The organism is Geotalea sp. SG265, assembly GCF_022808985.1.
Lineage (GTDB): Bacteria > Desulfobacterota > Desulfuromonadia > Geobacterales > Geobacteraceae > Geotalea.
Window position 1 is genome coordinate 134,404 of record NZ_JAKZFT010000004.1, and the last position, 21,241, is coordinate 155,644.

At 50.0% G+C, this 21,241-nt stretch carries 17 protein-coding genes and 2 tRNA genes; all 19 read right to left on the reverse strand.

Annotation, left to right across the window (positions count from 1 at the left end; translation table 11 throughout):
- Window positions 1–14: 14 nt before the first annotated feature.
- The 19 genes from ML541_RS06450 to ML541_RS06540 all read right to left on the reverse strand — a co-directional run bounded on the left by ML541_RS06450 (window position 15) and on the right by ML541_RS06540 (window position 21,232).
- Entirely contained in the window at window positions 15–1,166 is a 1,152-nt protein-coding gene (locus ML541_RS06450) for a cytochrome c biogenesis protein ResB (protein WP_243371774.1), read from the reverse strand.
- A gap of 41 nt (window positions 1,167–1,207) precedes the next feature.
- A complete protein-coding gene (locus ML541_RS06455; RefSeq protein WP_243371775.1) occupies window positions 1,208–1,690 on the reverse strand; it encodes a hypothetical protein in 483 nt (160 codons plus the stop codon).
- Window positions 1,687–3,066 carry a hypothetical protein gene (locus ML541_RS06460; RefSeq protein ID WP_243371776.1) on the reverse strand — a complete coding sequence of 460 codons (1,380 nt, stop codon included), beginning with the start codon at window positions 3,064–3,066 and terminating at the stop codon, window positions 1,687–1,689. Before ML541_RS06460 ends, ML541_RS06455 begins: the two co-directional genes overlap by 4 nt.
- 195 nt (window positions 3,067–3,261) lie before the next feature.
- A complete protein-coding gene (locus ML541_RS06465; RefSeq protein WP_243371778.1) occupies window positions 3,262–6,927 on the reverse strand; it encodes a hypothetical protein in 3,666 nt (1,221 codons plus the stop codon).
- Between the two features lie 1,131 nt (window positions 6,928–8,058).
- A tRNA-Pro gene (locus tag ML541_RS06470) sits at window positions 8,059–8,135 on the reverse strand.
- Between the two features lie 5 nt (window positions 8,136–8,140).
- On the reverse strand, window positions 8,141–8,485 hold the full coding sequence (locus ML541_RS06475) for a MerR family transcriptional regulator (RefSeq protein ID WP_347710789.1): 345 nt from the start codon (window positions 8,483–8,485) through the stop codon (window positions 8,141–8,143).
- Between the two features lie 23 nt (window positions 8,486–8,508).
- On the reverse strand, window positions 8,509–8,787 hold the full coding sequence (locus tag ML541_RS06480) for an integration host factor subunit alpha (RefSeq protein ID WP_012648430.1): 279 nt from the start codon (window positions 8,785–8,787) through the stop codon (window positions 8,509–8,511).
- Window positions 8,788–8,880: 93 nt separating this feature from the next.
- On the reverse strand, window positions 8,881–11,286 hold the full coding sequence (gene pheT / locus ML541_RS06485; RefSeq protein WP_243371780.1) for a phenylalanine--tRNA ligase subunit beta: 2,406 nt from the start codon (window positions 11,284–11,286) through the stop codon (window positions 8,881–8,883).
- 31 nt (window positions 11,287–11,317) lie between these two features.
- Window positions 11,318–12,334: a phenylalanine--tRNA ligase subunit alpha gene (gene pheS / locus ML541_RS06490; protein ID WP_243371781.1), complete on the reverse strand. Its 1,017-nt coding sequence runs from the start codon at window positions 12,332–12,334 to the stop codon at window positions 11,318–11,320.
- 70 nt (window positions 12,335–12,404) lie between these two features.
- The gene (gene rplT, locus ML541_RS06495) at window positions 12,405–12,758 is read right to left on the reverse strand and encodes a 50S ribosomal protein L20 (RefSeq protein ID WP_243371782.1); all 354 of its coding nucleotides are present in this window, start codon (window positions 12,756–12,758) and stop codon (window positions 12,405–12,407) included.
- A gap of 153 nt (window positions 12,759–12,911) precedes the next feature.
- On the reverse strand, window positions 12,912–13,109 hold the full coding sequence (gene rpmI / locus ML541_RS06500; protein ID WP_243371783.1) for a 50S ribosomal protein L35: 198 nt from the start codon (window positions 13,107–13,109) through the stop codon (window positions 12,912–12,914).
- Window positions 13,110–13,129: 20 nt separating this feature from the next.
- Window positions 13,130–13,651 (reverse strand): translation initiation factor IF-3, encoded by a 522-nt coding sequence (gene infC, locus ML541_RS06505; protein WP_243371988.1) that lies wholly within the window; start codon window positions 13,649–13,651, stop codon window positions 13,130–13,132.
- A 12-nt stretch (window positions 13,652–13,663) separates the two neighbouring features.
- Entirely contained in the window at window positions 13,664–15,574 is a 1,911-nt protein-coding gene (gene thrS / locus ML541_RS06510; RefSeq protein WP_243371784.1) for a threonine--tRNA ligase, read from the reverse strand.
- 74 nt (window positions 15,575–15,648) lie between these two features.
- Window positions 15,649–15,723 (reverse strand) — tRNA-Val (locus ML541_RS06515).
- A gap of 86 nt (window positions 15,724–15,809) precedes the next feature.
- Complete coding sequence (locus tag ML541_RS06520) at window positions 15,810–16,859, reverse strand: glycosyltransferase family 9 protein (protein WP_243371785.1); 1,050 nt, start codon at window positions 16,857–16,859, stop codon at window positions 15,810–15,812.
- Window positions 16,860–16,934: 75 nt separating this feature from the next.
- Complete coding sequence (locus ML541_RS06525; protein WP_243371786.1) at window positions 16,935–18,122, reverse strand: glycosyltransferase; 1,188 nt, start codon at window positions 18,120–18,122, stop codon at window positions 16,935–16,937.
- 4 nt (window positions 18,123–18,126) lie between these two features.
- Window positions 18,127–19,044 carry a glycosyltransferase gene (locus ML541_RS06530; RefSeq protein WP_243371787.1) on the reverse strand — a complete coding sequence of 306 codons (918 nt, stop codon included), beginning with the start codon at window positions 19,042–19,044 and terminating at the stop codon, window positions 18,127–18,129.
- 60 nt (window positions 19,045–19,104) lie between these two features.
- Window positions 19,105–19,965, reverse strand: a complete 861-nt coding sequence (locus tag ML541_RS06535) for a hypothetical protein (protein WP_243371788.1) — start codon at window positions 19,963–19,965, stop codon at window positions 19,105–19,107.
- A gap of 31 nt (window positions 19,966–19,996) precedes the next feature.
- A complete protein-coding gene (locus ML541_RS06540; RefSeq protein ID WP_243371989.1) occupies window positions 19,997–21,232 on the reverse strand; it encodes a glycosyltransferase family 4 protein in 1,236 nt (411 codons plus the stop codon).
- Between the last annotated feature and the right edge of the window lie 9 nt (window positions 21,233–21,241).

Genomic DNA, 21,241 nt, shown 5'->3' on the forward strand with positions numbered 1-21,241 from the left:
TGCTGTGGGAAGCATTATCTCCGTTTTCGCAGCATCCTGCCCACGGTTGTGATGATCATCCCTGCCAGTCCAACCCAGAGGCTGGCAAGGACAATGGGCTTGCCCGGTTCGTGGCGGACGGTCATCCTGACCCAATAACGAACTTCTTGCGCGGTCAGCACGTACTGGCCGACAGCAAATTGCTGGCCGATGGGCATCGTTTCTTCGGCAAACGGTTTTCCTATGGGTGCGTTTCCTTTTAAATCAAGAGGAAACAACTGGAGTTGAGCATCCCCTCCCCGTTCCTTCTGCTTAGAAGGGAAATACTCCACTTGAAGGGCCATGAGCGGTTTTTCCGGAGGGGCAGGAAACATTATGGGTGCCGGTCTGACAGCTTTGCCATCATAATAGCCTGACGCATAAATATTTTTCCCATCAGCCAGCCGAATGCTTTGCAGCGGGATATGGCCACCATACATAATATGACCCTGCCGGTCGGAGAGTGTTACCAACAGCGAATACCCCTCTTTGTCGGTGAAATAATCAAACGCGCCATGGGTTAGTTTATGGGTAACGTAGACCATCCCTTGCTTCTTGTTTGCCCCCTCACCGACTGCTACCTCATAGGCAGCCCACTTGTCTTGACCACCGACCTTATAGCCGGTATGCATTTTGATCAGGGCGGTATCGCCTTTCAAGCGGCTAAATCTGAAGAATCGCCCATAGTCTACGCTGTCGTAACTACGCAGGTCCCAGCTGGGTAGTACCTCGCCTTCCGTAAGTCGGATTAGTCCGCGGAAACAGAAGAGGCTGTTATAAACTATTCCCAGGAGCATGAACACAAAACTGAGATGAAACAGGATCATGCCGAAGGATGTGATCGTCAGCCTGCGGTGCCATACCCTGCCGAAAAAACAGCAGGCGACATTGATTACCAGTAGCACCTGCAAACCGTTGAACCAAAGAGTCCCAAAAATCACACGGCCGGCTTCCGCACCACGCCAAATTGTCACACCGGCGACACAACAACCCAGGATCGACACCAGCAGCACCATTGCCAGCCGGGCTGATGCCAGGAAATTGTAAATTTTCTGCGGAATTCTATGAATTGGATGGTAGTAAGGCTCTACGGGAAAAACTTCCTGCTCCGGTTGCGGGTCAACAGAAGGGGAGAGATGTTCGTTCATGCAGATATGTCCTTTTGAAGATAGTCACTGGGATTTTTGCGTTATCGAGGCCTCAGGAAGCCTCCATCCACTCTGCCAACAGGAACAGAGCGTCTGTTCACTCGCATGTACCGGTCCGTTACCATACTGTCCTCGTCAACCCAGCAGGTGCCATAATTGTACTCGGACAGGTTCACCGCAACCGGCTTGCCACCCGCATCCCTGACCACGCTTTCCACGTATGAATAGTGCATCGGCTTGAGGAAATGGGCAACATCGCCTTTTTTAACCTGCGCCTGGCTGATGGGAACCAGCCGAGGAGGAGAATCGTTACTTGCCAGCTGTGTTCTTTTTGTTATGTAATCAGTACAGAATCCACCTTTGGACATCCAGCAATTCGCATCACCCACCGTGCAGCCTGATTTAGCAGTTACGGCCTGGATAACACGATTGCTGCAGGTAGGCAGGTTGGAAGCCACCGCGGAACCAGAAGCAACAGACACGATAATCGTAAAAAAGAATATCAACTGCAGGAGGTTGATCAAAGGGGTTCTACCTTCCAGGCCAGCTGCTGGCCATCCTTTACGCCATAGGCAACCGACCTGCCGTCGAGAGTAAACTGAACGTCAAAGACCTGCTCATAGGAGGGATGTATCCGAATCGTTTTCCCAGAAATATCTGCGACGACGACAAAACGTTTCATATCCTTTCGGGCACGATAGACGATATATTTACCATCGGGGCTGATCTTCGGTGAAACCACACGATCAAACGAGGGGCCTTCCTTGCCGTTGACCACAATGAACCACGCACTTCCCCTGCGTGCCGCACATACATACTCTTTGCCATCCTTGCTGTAACTGAGGGAGGAGAGCTCATCGTATTCGTTTCCTACCTTGCCACTTTCAGCAGAAAATTGCCAGAGATATGACCTGTCATGATTCGATATTATCGCTCCGGCACCTTTCAAGTCGGGACGTAAAAGAGGCCCCTCGACCAATGCTCCATCGGGAAAAGGTTCTTCCCGATTATTAAGCACGATGAGCTTTTTGCCGCCTCGCTCTGCCATGTAGACTAATGAGACGCCATCGGGTCCAAAGCTGATATTTTGGACCGAATCGTATAACGGGCCCTTCCTGATGTCGGCAGGCTTAGCAAAGCTGAAATCGATAACCTGCTGCTTGCCATTGGTCAAGAGAGTCGTCACGACTCGCGTATTATCGTCATTAGTGGCAAGGAAAGACACACCCCCCGGCTCCAGAACTTTTGCGTGCTCGAAGCCAATATCGCTGACGAGCAACCGCCCCCGGTAAGCATCGTCAACATCATCCACATAGGCAATTTTCAAAGAATCGCCACTGAACACCGGGCGCAGATACCGTTTCATGGTCCCGCTATTCTGCCTGGAGTCGAGTACCAGATACCACTTTTCCCCTTTCATGGCTTGATAGACGAGATGATGACTGTCCGGACTGAAAATGGGCGCTTTGACAGTGTTGAAGTCCATGCCTTCCACCCCGTCTACCACCATGCGCCACATATTGCCCACCAGTGCGCCATAGGCGACATGCTTTCCATCAGGGCTCAGCTTAACTTCTCCGAGCGCCTTGTACGGCTTCCCCGCCATGCCGTTATGTACCACGTGGGACATCCCGGCCTTTTGAGTCGTGTAGAAAACGCCGCCCCCCAAGTCACTAAACGTATATTCTAGTCTGGCTTCCTTAGGTGCATGGTAGGCAAGGCCGGATGATTGGACAACAGGCTTGTCATCGGGCATGACCGTTGCCAGGACCGCCGGCTTATCCACTACCGAATACAGCCGTTGTTTAGGCGAACTGAAATGGCTCTCACGACAGCCCGTAGTTGACAGGGCAAGCAGCACCATTATAACGATAAATCTGTTGAAACCTGTATCAATCATTTTACTTGCATCCTTAAAAACTGGACATTGCTATTAAGGTAACTGGCTATGAGGAAAATTACCTTGCCGATGGGTTGATGCACTCGCAGAGATCGTATTCTATTTTGGCGGGACGCAACATACCTTGCTCATAAATACAGCAACCCCGTTCTTGCGAACGGGGTTGCTGTGTACAGCAGGAGTTATGTCCAGTACTTAGTATTGACCACCTGGTGAGTAGGTCTGCGTACCGTTCTTACCGGCACAATGGCTACTGTCACCCACGCAAGTCGCATTCCCCGTTGTCCACTCGGTAGCGGTCTTTGGTCTGTGGCCGATGAAGTTTGTCGTATTTCGAATGAAGGCAAACGGACGCTGATTTGCACCGGTACCGGTCCAGTTGGCCCCGGACACCAGCTTGTTGAAGCCATGATAATCAGCTGCCGGCATCGGACGTGCTGGCTTGGTTGTAGTACTGGAATGGCAGTTCCAGCAGGTGGTGGCCCAACCTTCAGAACCGTCCGAGTTGCCATTCATCGCCGACCCGGAACCGTGATTGGAGGTCGAGGTATAGCCGGTGTGGCATATGGTGCAGAGATTCGGCGCAGTGGCGGAATAGATATTCCCGCGCACCATTTGCGTGTTATTGGTGCCGTGAGCTGCGGTGGTTCTCAGTGTCTTTGGCGTGCCGTTGTAAGTGTTGTGACAGTCAAAGCAGTTAATGATGACGCTGAGGGTTTTTGTTCCGCCGGTAGCCACCCGCCCTGCGACCTGCCCGTTATATGGCACACTCAATCTCGACGCGATAGGGAAGTCCCTGTTCAGAGGACCACGAACCGGATGAACCGATGAGTTGGCGGTAGTGAACTGGGTGAACACGTTGATGGTACCACCGGCAACCGTTACGCCATTGCCACTTGCCACCGTGTAGCCTGTTGTTCCGCCAAAAGGCATATTTGCACTGCCTGCCGGGGTACCGTTAGCAGAGCGTGCTGCCGGGTTGGTGGCACCCTGGCTGCTATGGCAACGAATGCAGAACCGCAAGCTGATAACCTGAGCGATATCGGCGTTATTCATCGTTGTTTTTCTCGATCCGGAAGCATAGGAGGTTGAAAAACGCTGGAAGGTAAATTGCCCGCCGGACATGTTGGTAATCGGCGTCTCGCCGTTACCCCAAGGGTCACGCAGGTCAATGTTCCCATCTGCATGGAATTTGGATGTTCTGTGATCAGTGGACCTTCCCTCAAGATGGCAGACTATGCAGTCATCATCGGCAACCGCATTACGTCCGAGTTTCTTATGCCCATAAGTCTTAGCAAATTCAGCCGTTACAGCATCCAGAACATCACCGGCAGCGCGCCCTTTCTTACGGGTAATGGTTTGCGCATGGCAATCGATACAACGGAGTTGACCGCCCCAGGTAGCAGCTATGTGGCAATCTTGAGCGCAACCGTTGACAGTATAGGTAAATGGCGCAGCATGCTTGGCAACAGGCGCGGCATACTGGATGACATTAATCCAAGTATTACCATGGTTGCTACCACCAGTTGTCCCTGAAACAGCACCGGCATGGCAGTTACCGCAGGTATAACGGTCATAGTTGAGATGCTCGTCATGGCTACCGGTCATGGGACCGATCTGGGTAGAGGGAGCAGAATAGCCAATGAATGCTGCCTGATTATTGTTGTTGGCGGCATTCTTGTGGCAGGCAACACAACCGCCGCTGGTAGCGCTCCATGTATTTGTAGTGACGGTGGCTGTCGAGTAAGGATCTGCATGGCAGGAGGCTGTAGTACAGGTTGAATAGCCGGAACCTGCAGCATGTTTCGTGACAGGGTTGCCACCATTATACCCATTGGCAACATTGACGTAGCCGTCTGCATGACTGTTGCCACCCGTGGTATTGGCAACGGCACCGGTATGACAGTCACCGCAGGCTGCGCCAGCGGTCATATGTATATTGTGACCACCGGTATTTGGTGCACCATTTGCCTGGAATGCACCAGGGGTTCCGGTATGGCAGGCGCCACAGCCGGCAGAGGTTCCCCAGGCAGGCGTAGGAGTTGTTCCTGTAGGACTGTAGACATTGGCATGACAGCTTGCGTTATTACATTGGTTATTCGGAGCACCACTCCATTGCAGAGTAGACGCAAGGTTCACCACAGCGGGGTTAGTGACTGCATTGCCCCTGTTGCCCGGGCCATGATCGGCGGGGTTGCCGGCGTCGCCGCCTGCATCATGGCAGTAAGAACAGGACGTAACCTGAGCAAGGGCTGTATGTTTGGGATGGCTGCCGACTGCGTTAGGATGAACGGTTCCGTTCGGCTCGCCGGTGCCGCCATTGGCGCCGTGGCAGCTACCGCAACCGATACCCGCAGTGAGAGGATCGCCCTTGGTATGGCAGGCCTGGCAGTTGGGTGCGGTCCCACCGGTGGTGGGGTATGCCCCCGCTGGCGTGCTGTTGGTATGGCAACCGATGCCGCTGGCACAACCGGTGTGACCGGTGCTCGTGGCGTAGTAAGGAACATTGTGGCCGCTGGGTTTGAATCCAGTACCATGCTTATGACAGGAGGCGCAGTCCACGCGATTGTAATGACTGGTGGAGGTGACCGACTTGCCAGTTGCTTTCGTCACTGAACTGTACTGATGGTAATTGGTCTGATGGTGGCAGACTTCGCAGATGTTTGAAGACTTGGTCAGGACCTGCCGCTGATCGTTACCGAACAGGTCCATCGCGTTAGGTGTCGTAGAGGTCATCTTGAGGAAGGTAACGCTCCTCGCTCCGGTGGGTGTAGCTATCTGCTGGGCGATCTGCTTGACGTTGGTAGAACCGGCTGTGTGACACCAGGTGCAATCCTTACCGATACCCCAGTTGCCGTATTTCGTGCCTAGGTTGGCAGCGCTGTGCATCAAGGGGCTCGAGTTATTGACTGTCGTCACAGCAGTGACATTGGCAGGTGTGGTATGGCCGGTAGCGGTAACGCCCACAGTCGAGGTATTGGCATCACCTTCTACTGCGGTAGCTTTTGCAGTTATTGCGAAAGTAGAAGTGCCTGTTTGACCAGCTTGCAGGCCGACAGTTGTTGGCGTCAAAGAGCCGAAGGTAAAGCTTGTGCTGTTGTTATTAGTCAACGATGGCGTAAAGGTAACGGTGTCAGTACAACCTGCTGAGTCATTGTTAGTGACTGTGACCGTGTAGGTTGTGCTGGCGCCGCTTTGAACATATGTGGATGGCGAAACAGCAAGAGTTGGTGTGTTGCGGATACAGGATACCGTGATCGTAACAGCAGCACTCCGGCTTGTAGAAACATTGCCAGCGGCATCCTTCGCCCAGGCATAGGCAGTACGGGCACCGGTACCAGCAAAAGTAAAGGTCGTCGGCGCTGTGGCAGTCCAACCGGCATCACCGGCTAGCGGAGCAGTGGCACTTTCGGTAATCATATATCCGGTTACACCGACCGTGTCGGTGGCAGTAAAGGTGGTTACGCTCACCGTGGTGCTACTGGCGGTTGCCGGCATGGTGAATGCCGTGACCGTCGGAGGAGTTGTATCGGGAATGGTGATGGTTACGTTTGCGCTGCGACTGGTCGATACGTTTCCGGCAGCGTCTTTGGCCCAGGCATAAGCCGTCCGCGCACCGGTTCCGGCAAAGGTAAAGGTAGTCGGCGCTGTGGCGGTCCAACCGGCAGCACCGGCAAGCGGAGCAGTGGCACTTTCAGTAATCATATACCCGGTTACGCCAACCGCATCGGTAGCAGTAAAGGAGGATACGTTCACGGTGGTGCTATTGGCGGTGGCAGGCATGGTGAATGCCGTAACCGTCGGAGGAGTTGTATCAGCAACAACAGCGGTTTCTGTAACGGTAAAATTCGTTGATGTCAACGTTCCGGCAACGCCGAAATAAACACGGGGTGTACCGGTAGATGCAGAATACCAGGTAAATCTGAATTGAAGTCGGTGACCAAGAGCAACACGTCCTGTCCCATTGATTGTAAAATCACCAGCAGCCCAGGTATACTGGGTTGTATTAGTTCCACCTGTAAGGGTTTGTGCGGCTGACGAGGCGACCAGCGTTCCATTATCTAAAGCACCAGCAGGATCATAATCGTATAGATCAAGCTTTACCGTATCCGTAGCGGCTAGCCCACGAAGAGCAGCCGACACTGAAATTGCAGATATATCCACGGCATTCGCAGCGTACACCGGCGTGTAGACATTTAGTTCTGTGGCTGTAGCGCCGCCCGTTACCGAAGGATAATATCTCGACGCGGTGCCGTATTCTGACGTTCGGGTGGTTGTCCTTCCGATACCGGTTGATGTGTAGGGAGTTACACCCGTTACGTTACAGGTACCATCCGCTCCAAGACTTGTTGCGGTATCCACATTCATATAATAGGTCACTGTAGCTGCCTGAGCTTTTAGTGGTTTATACCACCCCTCATACATGAACACCGACAGAGCCAAAGTAAAAACCAGCGTCAACGCTACCTTAGCCCACAGATTCAGTCCTCTGATTTTTTTAGCGATAACCTTACCCATAATCTCTACCCCTTAGAAAGTAGTAATCCAATTTGCATATATCAAAACACTGACTGATCAAATAAATTCATAAGCTCGGTCATAGAACACCAATCGCGACAGATGCAAAAAGAATACCCATATATCACCAGTCAAATACAAATTTAATTTATGAAATTTAAGCAAAGCTAAAAGCAACTGATTTTAGGTAATTATTTGTAATCATTTAAAATTATTAACAAAGACATCGATTAGATCTGATATTGAAATCTCAGTAAGTTACAAAACTCAGACATTTAATCAATATCAGACCCTTTTACCAGAGCGCACCCTCTTTTTTACGCTGTTCGACCGTATGTAATGGCCAAATAGCTATACAGAAGTACCGGTTTCTAACACACCTTCCAACGATTCCTCCGAAGTGATGGCGATTTCCCCATAATCGCCAAAGGTAAAAGAAAAGGGCTTACGGAAAAATCCATAAACCCTTTATAATGGTCGGTGCGACTGGATTCGAACCAGCGACCACTAGACCCCCAGTCTAGTGCGCTACCAGGCTGCGCTACGCACCGATATGCTAAATTGTATCTCTTAGATCCTTCAACTGAGCCACCACATACCTCAGGAGTTGCTTCAACTGCTCAGCTTGTTTGCCGGTGCCGTCAGCCTCCGCCTCCCCTGGATTTCGGCTTCGCCCCACAAGTCTTCTACGGGCGCCGTCGATTGTCAATTTCTCGTCATAGAGCAGCTGCTTGATTTCTTTCACAACCTCAAGATCTTCACTGCTATAGAGCCTCTGACCGCTCTTGCTTTTCTTCGGGGACAGAGCCGGAAACTCCGTTTCCCAGAAACGCAGTACTGACGGCCTCAGGGCGGTCAGTTCCGAAACTTCCCCTATCTTGTAAAATAGCTTGTCCCGAATGGAAACATGGCCCCTGATGAGGATTATTGATTGTTGATAGCGGCTTTAAGTACCTGACTCGGCTTGAATGTAAGGATCTTCCGTGCGGAGATGGTAATCTCCTCGCCGGTTTGGGGATTTCGTCCGCGACGGTCCGCCTTCTCCTTGACGACAAAGTTACCGAACCCGGCGATTTTAATTTTATCACCCTCTTCCAGGGTGCTTTTTATGAGGTCAAAGACAGTCTCAACAAGCTCTGCCGATTCTTTTTTGGAAAACCCTACCTTTTCGTAAATCCTTTCGACTATATCAGCTTTCGTCATAAACCCCTCAACTTAATCGGTAATTCAGTGGGCAGCCAAGTTCGACAGCGAGGTTGGGTTATACCACAGGGGGAACCGAGAATCAACCCATTTTTAGCGGATCGATGCATTTAATTTTTGCTGAAGCATCTGTATAACCTGCTGGTGGATGGGGGTCACTTCCTCATCGGTTAAAGTTTTTTCCTTGGAGCTGTACCGCACCCTGATGGCGATGCTTTTATATCCTGCAGGGATGTTTCCCCCCTTGTACAGGTCGAAGATTTCAACCCGCGATATTTCCGGTGCTTTTACCTTTCTGGCGCAGCCGACGACGGCCTCTGCTGTTACGTCATCTCCCACCAACAGAGCAATATCACGGTACGTGTCCGGAAAACGGGATGGGGCAAACACCGTCATGCCTTCCTTGCGGCACCCCACCAACTTCTCGAAATTCAATTCGAAATGATAAAGGGGTTTCTCCAGCCCATATGTTTCCTGGATGGTTGGGTGCAGTTCACCAAGAGAGCCGACAACACCACCGTTACAGACAATGAAGGACGATTTGCCCGGATGATAAAATGGCTCCGGCTCCCTTACTTCGAAGGAATAGCCAGATATGCCCAGAGCGGCAAAAATGTTCTCCAGGATGCCTTTGACATCGTAAAAATCCACTTCATCCTTTGCCTGATTCCACCCCTCACTCCCCCGCAGGCCAGTCAACAAGCCGGCAACGAACGGTGGCTCCTCGGGAAGTTCATCGGCGTGCTTTGGCAGATAGATACGGCGCATCTCGAAAATGCGCTGGTTCAGGAGACGGAAGCTGGCATTTCTGGCTGCAGTTTCGAGAAGACCCGGCAACAGCGTCGTACGCATTATTGACTGTTCGTCGGACAGGGGATTGAGAAGCCGTATGGTGTTGCGGCGATAATCGTCTGCTGCAAGGAGGATTTTGTCATAGGCATCGGGCGCGAAAAAACTATAGTTGATCACCTCGCTCAATCCCTGACTGACGAGCAGATCTTTTATTTTCTTCGCCGTGGACAAGTATGACGGGGTGGCTTCTGAAAATATCCTGGCCTGGGGCATGGTGGCGGGGATTTTTTCAAAACCGTGCAACCGCGCGACTTCCTCGATCAGGTCGATTTCACGCTCCAGATCCACGCGATATGAAGGAACGGCTACCTCCATAACACCCTGACCGGATGTTATAATTTTTAGTTCGAGCCGCTCAAACAGCCCTTTCACCTCGGCATCGGTAAGTTCAATCCCGAGAACATGGTTTATTCGGTCGACACGGACCGCTATCTGCCTTTCCGGGACAACCTGTGGGTATGCATCTATAATCCCCCTGGCGATAGTTCCGCCAGCAAGCTCGGCAATCAGCGAAGCGGCACGATTAAGGGCAATGGGGAGGATATTTATGTCTGTTCCCCGCTCGAAACGATGGGAGGATTCCGTGTGGAGTCCCAGACGCTTGGAGGTGCGGCGAATGGCTGATGGATTGAAATAGGCGCTTTCGATGAGGATGTCGGTAGTGTCATCGGCTATCTCCGAATTTTTCCCCCCCATGATTCCGGCCAGGGCAACCGCCCTCTTTCCGTCGCAGATGGTAAGATCGGAGGACAGGAGAATTCTTGTCTGTCCATCGAGGGTTTCGAAAGTGTCACCATCCGCTGCCTGCTTGACGACGATCTGTTCTTGCTCCAGGAATTTGAAGTCGAAGGCATGGAGAGGATGACCGTACTCCATCAGAACATAGTTGGTAACATCCACTACGTTGTTGATGGAGCGCTGCCCCACCGCTTTCAGCCTGTTGACCATCCATTGTGGCGATGGTCCGATTTTGCATCCTGAGACATAACGAGCCGTGTACCGGGGGCACAACTCCGGCGCCTCAATGGTTACGGAAGCCACATCGGTAATTGCAGCCCCCCCCTCGGCAATCTCCAGGGCGGGATATTTTACCTTCTTGCCCAACTTGGCGGCGATTTCCCGCGCAATGCCGATGACACTGAGGCAATCGGCCCGATTGGGGGTCAAACCAATCTCGAAAATGGTATCCTTCAGCCCCAGAGCGGAAAACACGGGCTCGCCCAGTTGCAGGTCCGCCGGCAGGATGATGATTCCTGCCGACTCATCTGCAAGACCCAGCTCTTTTTCGGAGCAGAGCATGCCGCATGACTCTTCGCCCCTGATCTTGGAACGCTTGATCTTGAAGTCTCCCGGCAGTACAGCGCCTATCTGGGCCAGGGCGACCTTGTCTCCTGCCTTGAAATTCTGCGCGCCGCAGACAATGCTCAGGATCTCCGAGCCGTTGTTGACTTTGCAGAGCGAAAGCTTGTCCGCGTTGGGATGTTGGTTTTTTTCCAGGACCTGGGCGACAACAACATCGTCCATTCCTTCGCCAACCGTCTCCACGCGCTCAACCTCAAGGCCGAGCATGGTCAGCAGATCGGAAAGTTCTGTCACGGGCAGATCGCAATCGACAAATTCTCTGAGCCAGTTATAGGTAACAATCATGATTCCACTCTTTAAAAGATATTGTGAGAAACTAGAATTGCTTGAGGAAACGCAGGTCGTTTTCGAACAACAAACGCATGTCGCTGATGCCGTATTTGAGCATGGCTATGCGCTCGATGCCCATGCCGAAGGCAAACCCTGTGTAGAGTTCCGCATCGTAGTTGACGTGCCGGTAGACTTCAGGATCGACCATGCCTGCACCGAGAATTTCCAGCCAGCCGGTGTTCTTACAGACCCGGCACCCCTTCCCTTTGCAGATGACGCATGCAATATCCACCTCGGCGCTTGGCTCCGTAAAGGGAAAGAAACTGGGACGCAGACGGACACCTGTACCGGAGCCAAAAAGCTGGTTTATGAAGTTGGTGAGGATCCCTTTCAAATCGCCGAAAGTGATACCCTTGTCGACCATCAATCCTTCTATCTGGTGGAACATTGGGGAGTGGGTGGCATCGGAATCACAGCGGTAGACGGTTCCCGGGGCAATGATCCGCACGGGGGGCGGCTGCTTGAGCATAGTACGCACCTGGACGGGAGAAGTATGGGTGCGCAGCAGAAGCGTATCGGAGATAAAAAAGGTGTCCTGCATGTCCCTGGCAGGATGATCCTTGGGGAAATTGAGGGCTTCGAAGTTGTAGAAATCGTGCTCTATTTCCGGTCCTTCAGCGACCTGAAAACCAAGCCCGGCAAAGATCCCGGAAATCTCCTCAGTAATGATGGAAATCGGATGTCGGGTGCCGACTGGTTGCCTTCTGCCGGGAAGGGTAACGTCAAGGCGTTCGGAACGGAGTTTTTCAGCCTTCAATCTCTCCCGTATCTGCAATGAAGCAGCTTCGATCTTTGATTCCAGCTCTCCCTTGACCTTATTGACAATCTGCCCCACAAGGGGGCGTTCCTCCGGCGTAAGGCTGCCAAGGCCCTTCATGACCGATGTCAGCTCCCCTTTTTTGCCGAGATATTTGACTCGTAGCTCCTGCAGTGATTCTTCGGAGCCCACCTGGGCCAGCTCTGCCGCAGCTGCCGTCAGAAGTGCCTCTAGTTTTTCCCTCATAGCGTGACCTTATAAAAAAAGAAATGAGATGACAGCATCTCATTTCTTTTTTGGACTATTTTAGATGTTCCTAAATATTGGCTTTTGCCACTGTAACGATCTCGGCAAATCCCCGTGGATCGGACACCGCAAGGTCGGCCATCACCTTCCGGTCGACTTCCACCTTGGCCTGTTTGAGGCCAAAGATAAGCTTGCTGTATGAAATGCCGTTGGTCCGGGCTGCAGCATTGATCCTGGCAATCCAGAGGGCACGGAAATCTCGTTTTTTGACGCGCCGGTCACGGAAGGCATAGTTCAGTGCGCGATCCACCGCTTCGGTAGCGCTCCTGAAAAGTTTGCTCCTGGCTCCCCGGTAGCCTTTGGCCAGCTTCAACACCTTGTTTCTTCGCTGTCTCGCTTTAAAACCTCTTTTTACGCGTGGCATACTTACTACTCCTTTGATGTTTATTTGCCGGATCCGCAAGGGGAGACGTTTCCTCACGGTTCACGGACTTAAAGGCGGTGACGGGTAACGAGTTGCGAGTGACGGTTCGTAAATTCCGTCACTCGTCACCTGTCCCTTGTCACTGTTTTTTTCTTACATGTAAGGGATCAGCTTGGCGATATTCTTGTGATCGACAGCCTCAACGATCGCTCCCTTGCGCAGGTTGCGCTTGTTTTTCCTAGTCTTGGAAGTAAGAATGTGGCTGGTGAATGCGTGGCTTCTCTTGATTTTTCCGGTTCCTGTCTTGGTGAAACGTTTAGCAGCGCCCCTGTGAGTTTTGATTTTCGGCATGGTCCTTCTCCTTATTTTTCTTATTTCGTTTTCGTTTTAGGGGCGACAATGATGAACATGCTCCGCCCTTCCATTTTCTGTTTTACCTCGACAATTCCTATATCCTGCAACTCGGAGGCAAAGTTTTCCAGGGCATTCATGCCCAGCTCCTGGTGAGTGATCTCCCTCCCGCGGAATACGACGGTTATCTTTGCTTTATTTCCCTCTTCGAGGAATCTCCGAACATGTTTTACTTTGAACGCTAGATCATGTTCATCGGTTTTGGGTCGCAGTTTGACCTCTTTAAGCTGAACCTGAACCTGTTTTTTCTTGGCTTCCTGCAGCTTCTTGCTCTGCTGATACTTGAATTTGCCGTAATCCATGATCCGGCAAACAGGTGGCACGGCAGTAGGTGATACTTCAACCAGATCCAGTTGCTGGCTCTCGGCAAGAGCCAATGCTTCGCGGAGCGGCAAAATGCCAAGCTGTTCGCTCTCGGCCCCCACAACGCGGACTTCTTTTGCCCTTATTGCCTGATTGATGTTGACTGTCGGCTTAGCTATGACGCCACCTCCTCAATGGAAGCCTTTGACTTCCTTTTGTATGAACTCTATAAAATCAACGCATTTCATGCTGTCGAGGTTTTTGCCGTCCCTGTAACGGGGTGTGACCATACCGGCTTCCACTTCCTTGTCACCGATTACCAGCATGTATGGAACCTTCTGCAGCTGGGCTTCGCGGATCTTGAAGCCGAGCTTTTCATTGCGGGAATCCAGCTGAACCCTGATCCCCGCAGCACGCAATTCTTCGTAGACCTGCCGGGCAAACATCAGCTGGTTGTCCGTAACGGTAAGCACAACAGCCTGAACCGGAGAAAGCCAGAGAGGGAAATTGCCGGCAAAATGCTCGATCAGAACGCCAATAAAGCGCTCGATGGAACCGAGAATTACCCGGTGGACCATAACAGGGCGCTTTTTTTCACCATCTGCGTCGATATAGGTCAGGTCAAACCGCTCTGGCAGGGTAAAATCGCACTGGATTGTAGCACACTGCCACCTTCTGTCAAGACAGTCGCGCAGCTTGATGTCGATTTTAGGCCCATAGAATGCGCCGTCACCCTCATTGATCTCGTAAGGACGCCCCGAATCCTTCAAGGCACCAAGGAGAGCGTTGGTAGCCCTATCCCAGTCTTCGTCGGAACCGATCGATTTTTCCGGACGGGTGGAGAGTTCCATTTCGAATTCGAAACCCAGGATGCCCATCACATCCCGAACAAAGGAAAGCACCCCTTTGATCTCACCATCCAACTGCTCAGGCGTGCAGAGGATATGGGCATCATCCTGGGTAAAGCAGCGAACCCTCATCAGGCCGTGCAGAACCCCTGCCCGTTCATGGCGATGAACAGTGCCCAGTTCGAAAAACCTAAGGGGAAGATCACGGTAGCTGCGGAGATGGGACTTGTAGATCATCATGTGGGAGAGACAGTTCATGGGCTTGATGCCGAAGGACTGTTCATCCACCTCAGTGAAATACATGTTTTCCCGGTAATTGTCATAATGGCCGGAACGCTGCCAGAGATCAGTCTTTAGAATCTGCGGGCCAACAACGATATCGTATCCCCGCTTCAGATGCTCCTTGCGTTCAAAGTCTTCTATGATCGTCCTGAGCATCGCCCCTTTCGGGTGCCAGATGGCAAACCCGGCTCCGACCTCATCGGAAAAGGAGAACAGGTCGAGTTCTTTGCCCAGCTTGCGATGATCGCGACGCTTTGCCTCTTCCAGTCGAGTCAGATAAGCGTCGAGATCTTTCTTATCCGCAAAGGCAGTGCCGTACACCCGCTGCAGCATTTTTCGTTTTTCATCACCGCGCCAGTAGGCGCCGGCAATGGAAGTCAGCTTGAATGCCTTGATGTGAGAGGTTGAAGGAAGATGTGGACCACGACACAGATCGACAAAATCACCCTGACGATAAAGGGAGACGGTCTCGGCGCCCAGATCTTCAATAAGCTCGACCTTGTAGCTTTCTCCCATTTCCTTGAAAAGCTTGACGGCATCGGCAGAAGACAGCACCTGCCGCTCTATCTTCAGGTTGGCTTTGGCCAGCTCCTGCATCTTGCTTTCTATCTTCTCCAGATCTTCGGGAGCGAAGGGATGATCCACATCGAAATCGTAGTAAAAGCCGGTCTCTATGGCAGGTCCGATGGCTACCTTTGCTTCCGGGAACAGCGTTTTCACCGCCTGCGCCATGAGATGCGAAGTGGAATGTCTGATTATTTCCAGAGCCTCAGGACTTTTCTCAGTTATAATTGCAACGCTGGAGCCGTCGGGCAATGCGGCAGAAAGATCCACCAAGTCGCCGTCTATCTTTCCAGCGATGGCAGCCTTGGCGAGACCGGCACCAATTGAAGCGGCAAGATCATAAACAGACGCCCCTTGAGAAAGAGCTCGTTCCGAACCATCCGGCAGCTTTACAGTAATCTCGCCCATAAAAAGACCCCTTAACAGAAAGAGGCATCGAATCTCGATGCCTCCGTAGACCTCAGACCGGCCGATGTTTCTGATGGTAGGCGCGGGCGGTTTCGAACCGCCGACCCCTAGCGTGTCGAGCTAGTGCTCTACCCCTGAGCTACGCGCCTGCTGAAAAACAGACAGTACTTTTAACAGGACTGCATGATAATGTCAACAATTTTTTAATCCCATATTTTCAATTCCGGCAATCTCATTATGCGATTACCGATTCTATGGCCATTATCACTTCGTCCAAAGTAATGTCCGCCATGCACCGGACATTGTAGGGACATGACGGAATGGTGCCATACCGGGAGCATGGCGAGCAGGCGCTCTGCGCACTGACAACCCTGTCACTGCTGCCCCGGGGTGACCACTTGGCAATGCTGCTAGGCCCGAACAGTGCCACGGTCGGAACACCAAGTCCTGCAGCAAGATGAAGCACTCCAGAATCACCGCTTACCAGAACATCAGCCCGGGCTATAACTGCGGCAGTTTCAGCAAGGGAAGTTCTGCCAGCAAGATTCACCCCGCCCACCTTGGCAATCTCTTCACCAATGGGAATATCCTCCGTGCCGCCGACAATCACAACCGTCTTCCCTTGGCTGGTCAGTCTGGCAACGAGGGAAACAAACCGCTTTGTTTCCCAACGTTTCTCGCGAACACTCGTACCGGGAAACAATGCCATAAATTGACTAACTCCGGCTTCGGCCAACAATGAAGATGCACTAACTGCGGTCTCTGGTACATGGAGAAACGGTTGCAGAGTACCAGGTGCGACATTGACTTTAAGAGGACGCAGCAGCGTCAGGAATGTTTCTACCTCATAGACATCATGTGGGTACGGTACAAGATGAGTAAAAAGGCGCCCTCTTTCATTCGTCGCAAATCCAATCTTGATGGGGGCACGTACCAGCCGTGCAACTACGGCAGAAAGAAAGTACCACTGTTCTGTGTCGACGACCACATCATAACGCTTGCGAAAAACTGAAAACAAATTATTCAGACTATGATACAGGTAAATCGCTCGTATTCCAGGGTAAAGAGCAAACACTGCGGCGTTTCTCTTTTCCGCCAAGATATCAATTGTGCAATCAGGGTAAGCTCGCTTTATGGCATTAACTGTTGGAACGAGCAGTATAGCATCGCCGATACCACCGGGGCGAATAAGGAGGAGTTTTCTGCAGTCACGTAAGAATCCAGTTGAGGGTCGTGGAAAAAGGGCGGTCAATCCCTTGCCAAGAATACCATCAACCGCTTTCAATACAGAAGTCCAAACCATCGATATTTCTAACTGGATTGATCACGAAGGCAAAAAGAGCAAACGGAAATGAAACAACTATTCCCAGCATTTTCTCCTCAATGAAAATTGCTCCAGGATCTCCTTTAATTTTAATTCGGAATGATGTCGCTGAACTTCTATCTGTTTTAGGCGCAACTTGCCAGCAGCAATAAGATTTTGACGTTTATCTTCATGCATGCAGGAAATCATGGCCTCTACCAAATCCGTCACAGAATCAGGATTGACGCAAATAGCAGCATCTCCCACGTTGTCATGCAGATATGAGGAATATATTAATGGTTTGCCAATTGCCCATGCCTCCAAGGGTGGCAAATTGGTAGGGCCAAAATAGGTAGGCATCGTGACTGCCAAGCAACTTTCATATAGACCACGCATGTATTCTTTAGGTACAAAACCAAGTATCCTGACCTGGCTTTCAAGGGAATATTTTGCCACAAAGCGTTGAATATGGGCCTGATTGCCCTTATCTCCACCGGAAAAAACGACTTTGCACTCAATACCCTTTTGGCGCAAGGCAAGTAATGCCTCTAGAATGCGAATATGATTCTTATGGGCCCAAAATTGAGCAGGGTAGAAAAAAAAGTTCTCCTCCAAATCATATTCCTTAAGGACCCATTTTTTATCCACTGAATGCTCGGGTTGCATGTAAGGTGTCACTGAAAATGGCATTGGAAGAAGTCTGCTTTTATCGATTCCATATCTAGCAACAAGAGATTCCGACAGTTGTTGAGAAGCAGTCAAAATCACCAGAGATGATGACAAATTATGATTCAAATGTTGCTCGCGCCAGAAAAAATTGTTCAACATTTTAATTTCTGGAAATTCCGGATAATCTCTATGGCATAGATCAACCACAGTATTAACGTAATTAAGTCGTTGAAACATACTTGCACTCATCGTATGACTAGCAAAATAAATTAAATCGATTCCTTCTTTAATAAATTTTGATTCTGTTTTGCCTATCAAATTTAGTTTAGTGCATATCAATTTAACAATATAGTTATAAGCAGATACAGATACAAGCTTGTCTGATAAGCAATAATTAAAATAATGAGCCTCTATCCCTAGTTGCTCAAGAAGTATGAGATTTTCCTTGTGCGTGGTATACACTTTAAATCCATATAGGTCCTGACATATTCCCTTCATTTGGAGAATAGCATTAAGGGCCTGGTTAAACTCACCACCGGCTAATACAGGATCTTCTAGGATCGCAATTATTTTCATATGGTCACTTTAAGGTGAAGGCGCAGCCTGAAAAAAATTCTATAAAGCGGTTCCACAACCGGCTGTGTAGTGGAACCTTTATTGAAGAAAAGTACGAACAGAACTCGTTGTAAGCTACAAGATTCTCGTCAGCTAGCAGTCTTTCGACAGCAACAGGATAGTCAGCAACCTTTGTATCATAGGCCTTAGTTTCACCACCGTGGTTGCCGCTGTTATCATTGCCAATGTTGTGGACAAGCGATCGCCCCGGATAAAGAGTTAAGCGATCGTTTATCAATGCGGATGCATACCACCTGATTGCCCAGGAGTTATTCTTCCCGGCGACTTGGTCATGCAGCATACGGTAGTAACCAAACGTACCGTCATAGTCAAAACGTCGTTTCAAGTTGCGACGTTCGATCTCATGAAGTAGCTTGCTCCCGTCTGGATCAAAAAGGTTCCAGCCTCTCTGCCACGTCCCCCACCCCCAACAATCCGCTCCTTTGATAAAAAAAGTCTCCGGAACATTTTTTCGCAGAGGATAAACGTATCCATGAATACTTATCACTCTTTCGTTATCTTTGTAAACCCTCAGAGCATCGTTCATGTACTTTAAAAAAAACGGTGAAGTTACAAGATCATCCTCGACAATTATACCCCATCCATAACACCCCAAAATTTCTGATACGCCAGCTATTACGGAGCGTGCAAGGCCCCAGTTCGTGTCGCGTTGGATCATTTTAATTGACTTAAACCCGTTGATAGAACTGATGTATTTTCTCACTTCCGTAACTGCAGCTATATCATCAGTTCCCTTAGGTCCATCAGAATACACGAATACATCGCTTTCTGCCGCAAGCTCATTATTCTGTAACGCCTCAACCGTCTGGCAAACATGCCAAGGACGATTATAGGCAAACAGTATGATAGGAGCGTACTTCATAGTCCTAACTCTCTCGAATCACGAACTAATAACCAGCGCCAGTTCATTGACGAGCTCGCGTCAGCTGATATTTTTCCCGCATCCCCTACCGCTACCAGAATCACTTCGCATCTCATAAAAAGGCACTTTGCCATAAAAAGAAGCCCACGCTGAATAAGAACTCTGAGGTCCATAGATTTCGTTACATCCAGCAAGGACATATAAATCACCTATTGTATCACCAGGCCCGACAAGATATGTAAATTCTTCAAATCGTGACCATTCCTGATCCTCGTTAGTGCAAAGGATAAATACAATGGACTTACTCTTATGCTTCTCTATTATGGTCCTCATTACTTCTATGTACTCATCTACTGTGAAAAAAAATTTACCATCATTCCAGTATCTGTAGTCGCCCATTCTCATATGAATTCCAACAACGAAGTCACCATGATCTTTGGCCTTATGTAAAAATGCGTCCACTCGCAATGCATGTTCTTGCACCAACGAAAAATACTCTCTAATTCTCACTGCATGCTTCTCAATGATTTCAGGTCGAACACATGGCCAACCTTCAAGAAACAAAACTATTTTTTTCTTCTGTATACGCTCAACAAAATCCGCGTTAAAAACATGGCACCCGTTCTCCTCTGGTTGCGGAACAATGCCCCGGGTAAATGCTGTGAATTCGGATAAGACCCTAATTATGATGTTAAGAAGCAGCTGCCTGCATCTTCTTCCTACTCGTTTATCGACTGCTAGCCCTCTCCCACATGGGAAGGAGCAAACGAGACCTCGCTTTGTCCCTGAAAAATAATGGGCATATTCATCAAATGAGAAAAATACGACATCAAGATCATGCTCAAGTGCAATAGCAAAAAATTCTCTGAGATAAGAAAGCCTGTTCCCTAGCTGACCGTATTTCTGCAGTAATATAATCACTAGTTGTGCCTATTGTGATCTTTAGTTTGAATTAACGACCGGTAAGTCTCTGGATTAGACTAACATATTGTTTAGCAATTCGAAATGAACTGAACCGGTCTCTGACATAATGTGCTGCGGAACTGGAAAGTCTTATGCAAAGATCATTTTCAAATAAGTTACTGGCGGACTTTATCAATCCCTCCAAATCGAGGTAAGGAATCAGAAACCCATTGATCCCGTCTTTAATTACTTCACTTGTCCCATCAACGTCAAAGGTGACCATAGGCACCATGCAGGAACCGGCCTCCAGGAGTGCCATACCGAAGCTTTCCAGCAGAGTTGGTGACACCCCGAAACTGCATGACTTGACATAGGAGATATTTGAATGGAAATCAACATGGCCAGGCATAAACAAATGTGCATTTGGGGGCAGATATTTCAACTCAGCCTTTAAGGTCGAATCTATTGTGCCGGAAAGGTAAAAACCCAAATGACCACCATAAACAGTAGCAAGCCTTCTGACAATTTCGGAAACATATCTGCTCCCCTTAAACTGATTTCCTGCTGATGGTATGTACACGACCGGTGCTTCACAGGGAAGACCCATTTCAACTCGGATGTCATGGGCAGGAATCGAATCCATCAGACTTTCATCCATCGGATTGGGGATGACCACAATTTCTCCAGCGAATAAATATGTCTTCTGAAATTCTCTTTTCATGTATTCTGAGGGGCAAACGACAGCACTTACTTTACTGACAACACGCTGTTCCAATGCTGTTGCCTTAAATACATCTAGCCTGCATACGTCCCCAAGCAGCGGATTGTTAATAAAACGTGCCGGAATATGATGTGCAACAAGAATAAGGGGGGAAACACTCTTCGACAGGACCAACCCGGGAGCACCATGGTCAGGAATGATAGCAACATCAGGATTCAAACGACGGTGATGCCTTCGCAGTTGAAGCGCCCCAGGCAAGGAAAGGAATATGTCTGCCAGTTGGTAAGCTGGTTTACGGGAACCCAACGCCTTTAGAAAGCAATGCACAGAAGCACCAAGGATAAACTTCTGCAGGGGTGAAGCGCCACATCTGATGGCATCTGGGAAATCGGACAATTTCATGTCTTCAAAAGTCATGAACTTGGCATCACAACCAAGGGATTTCAAGGAACTGTAAATATTATAGTGTGCACTGGTAACGCCTCCGGCGCCATCGTGCGGCACTGTTGGGCTGACGACAGCTATACGTGGGAGTTTATGTCCTGTGCAAGTCTCTTGAAGCATATCCACGTC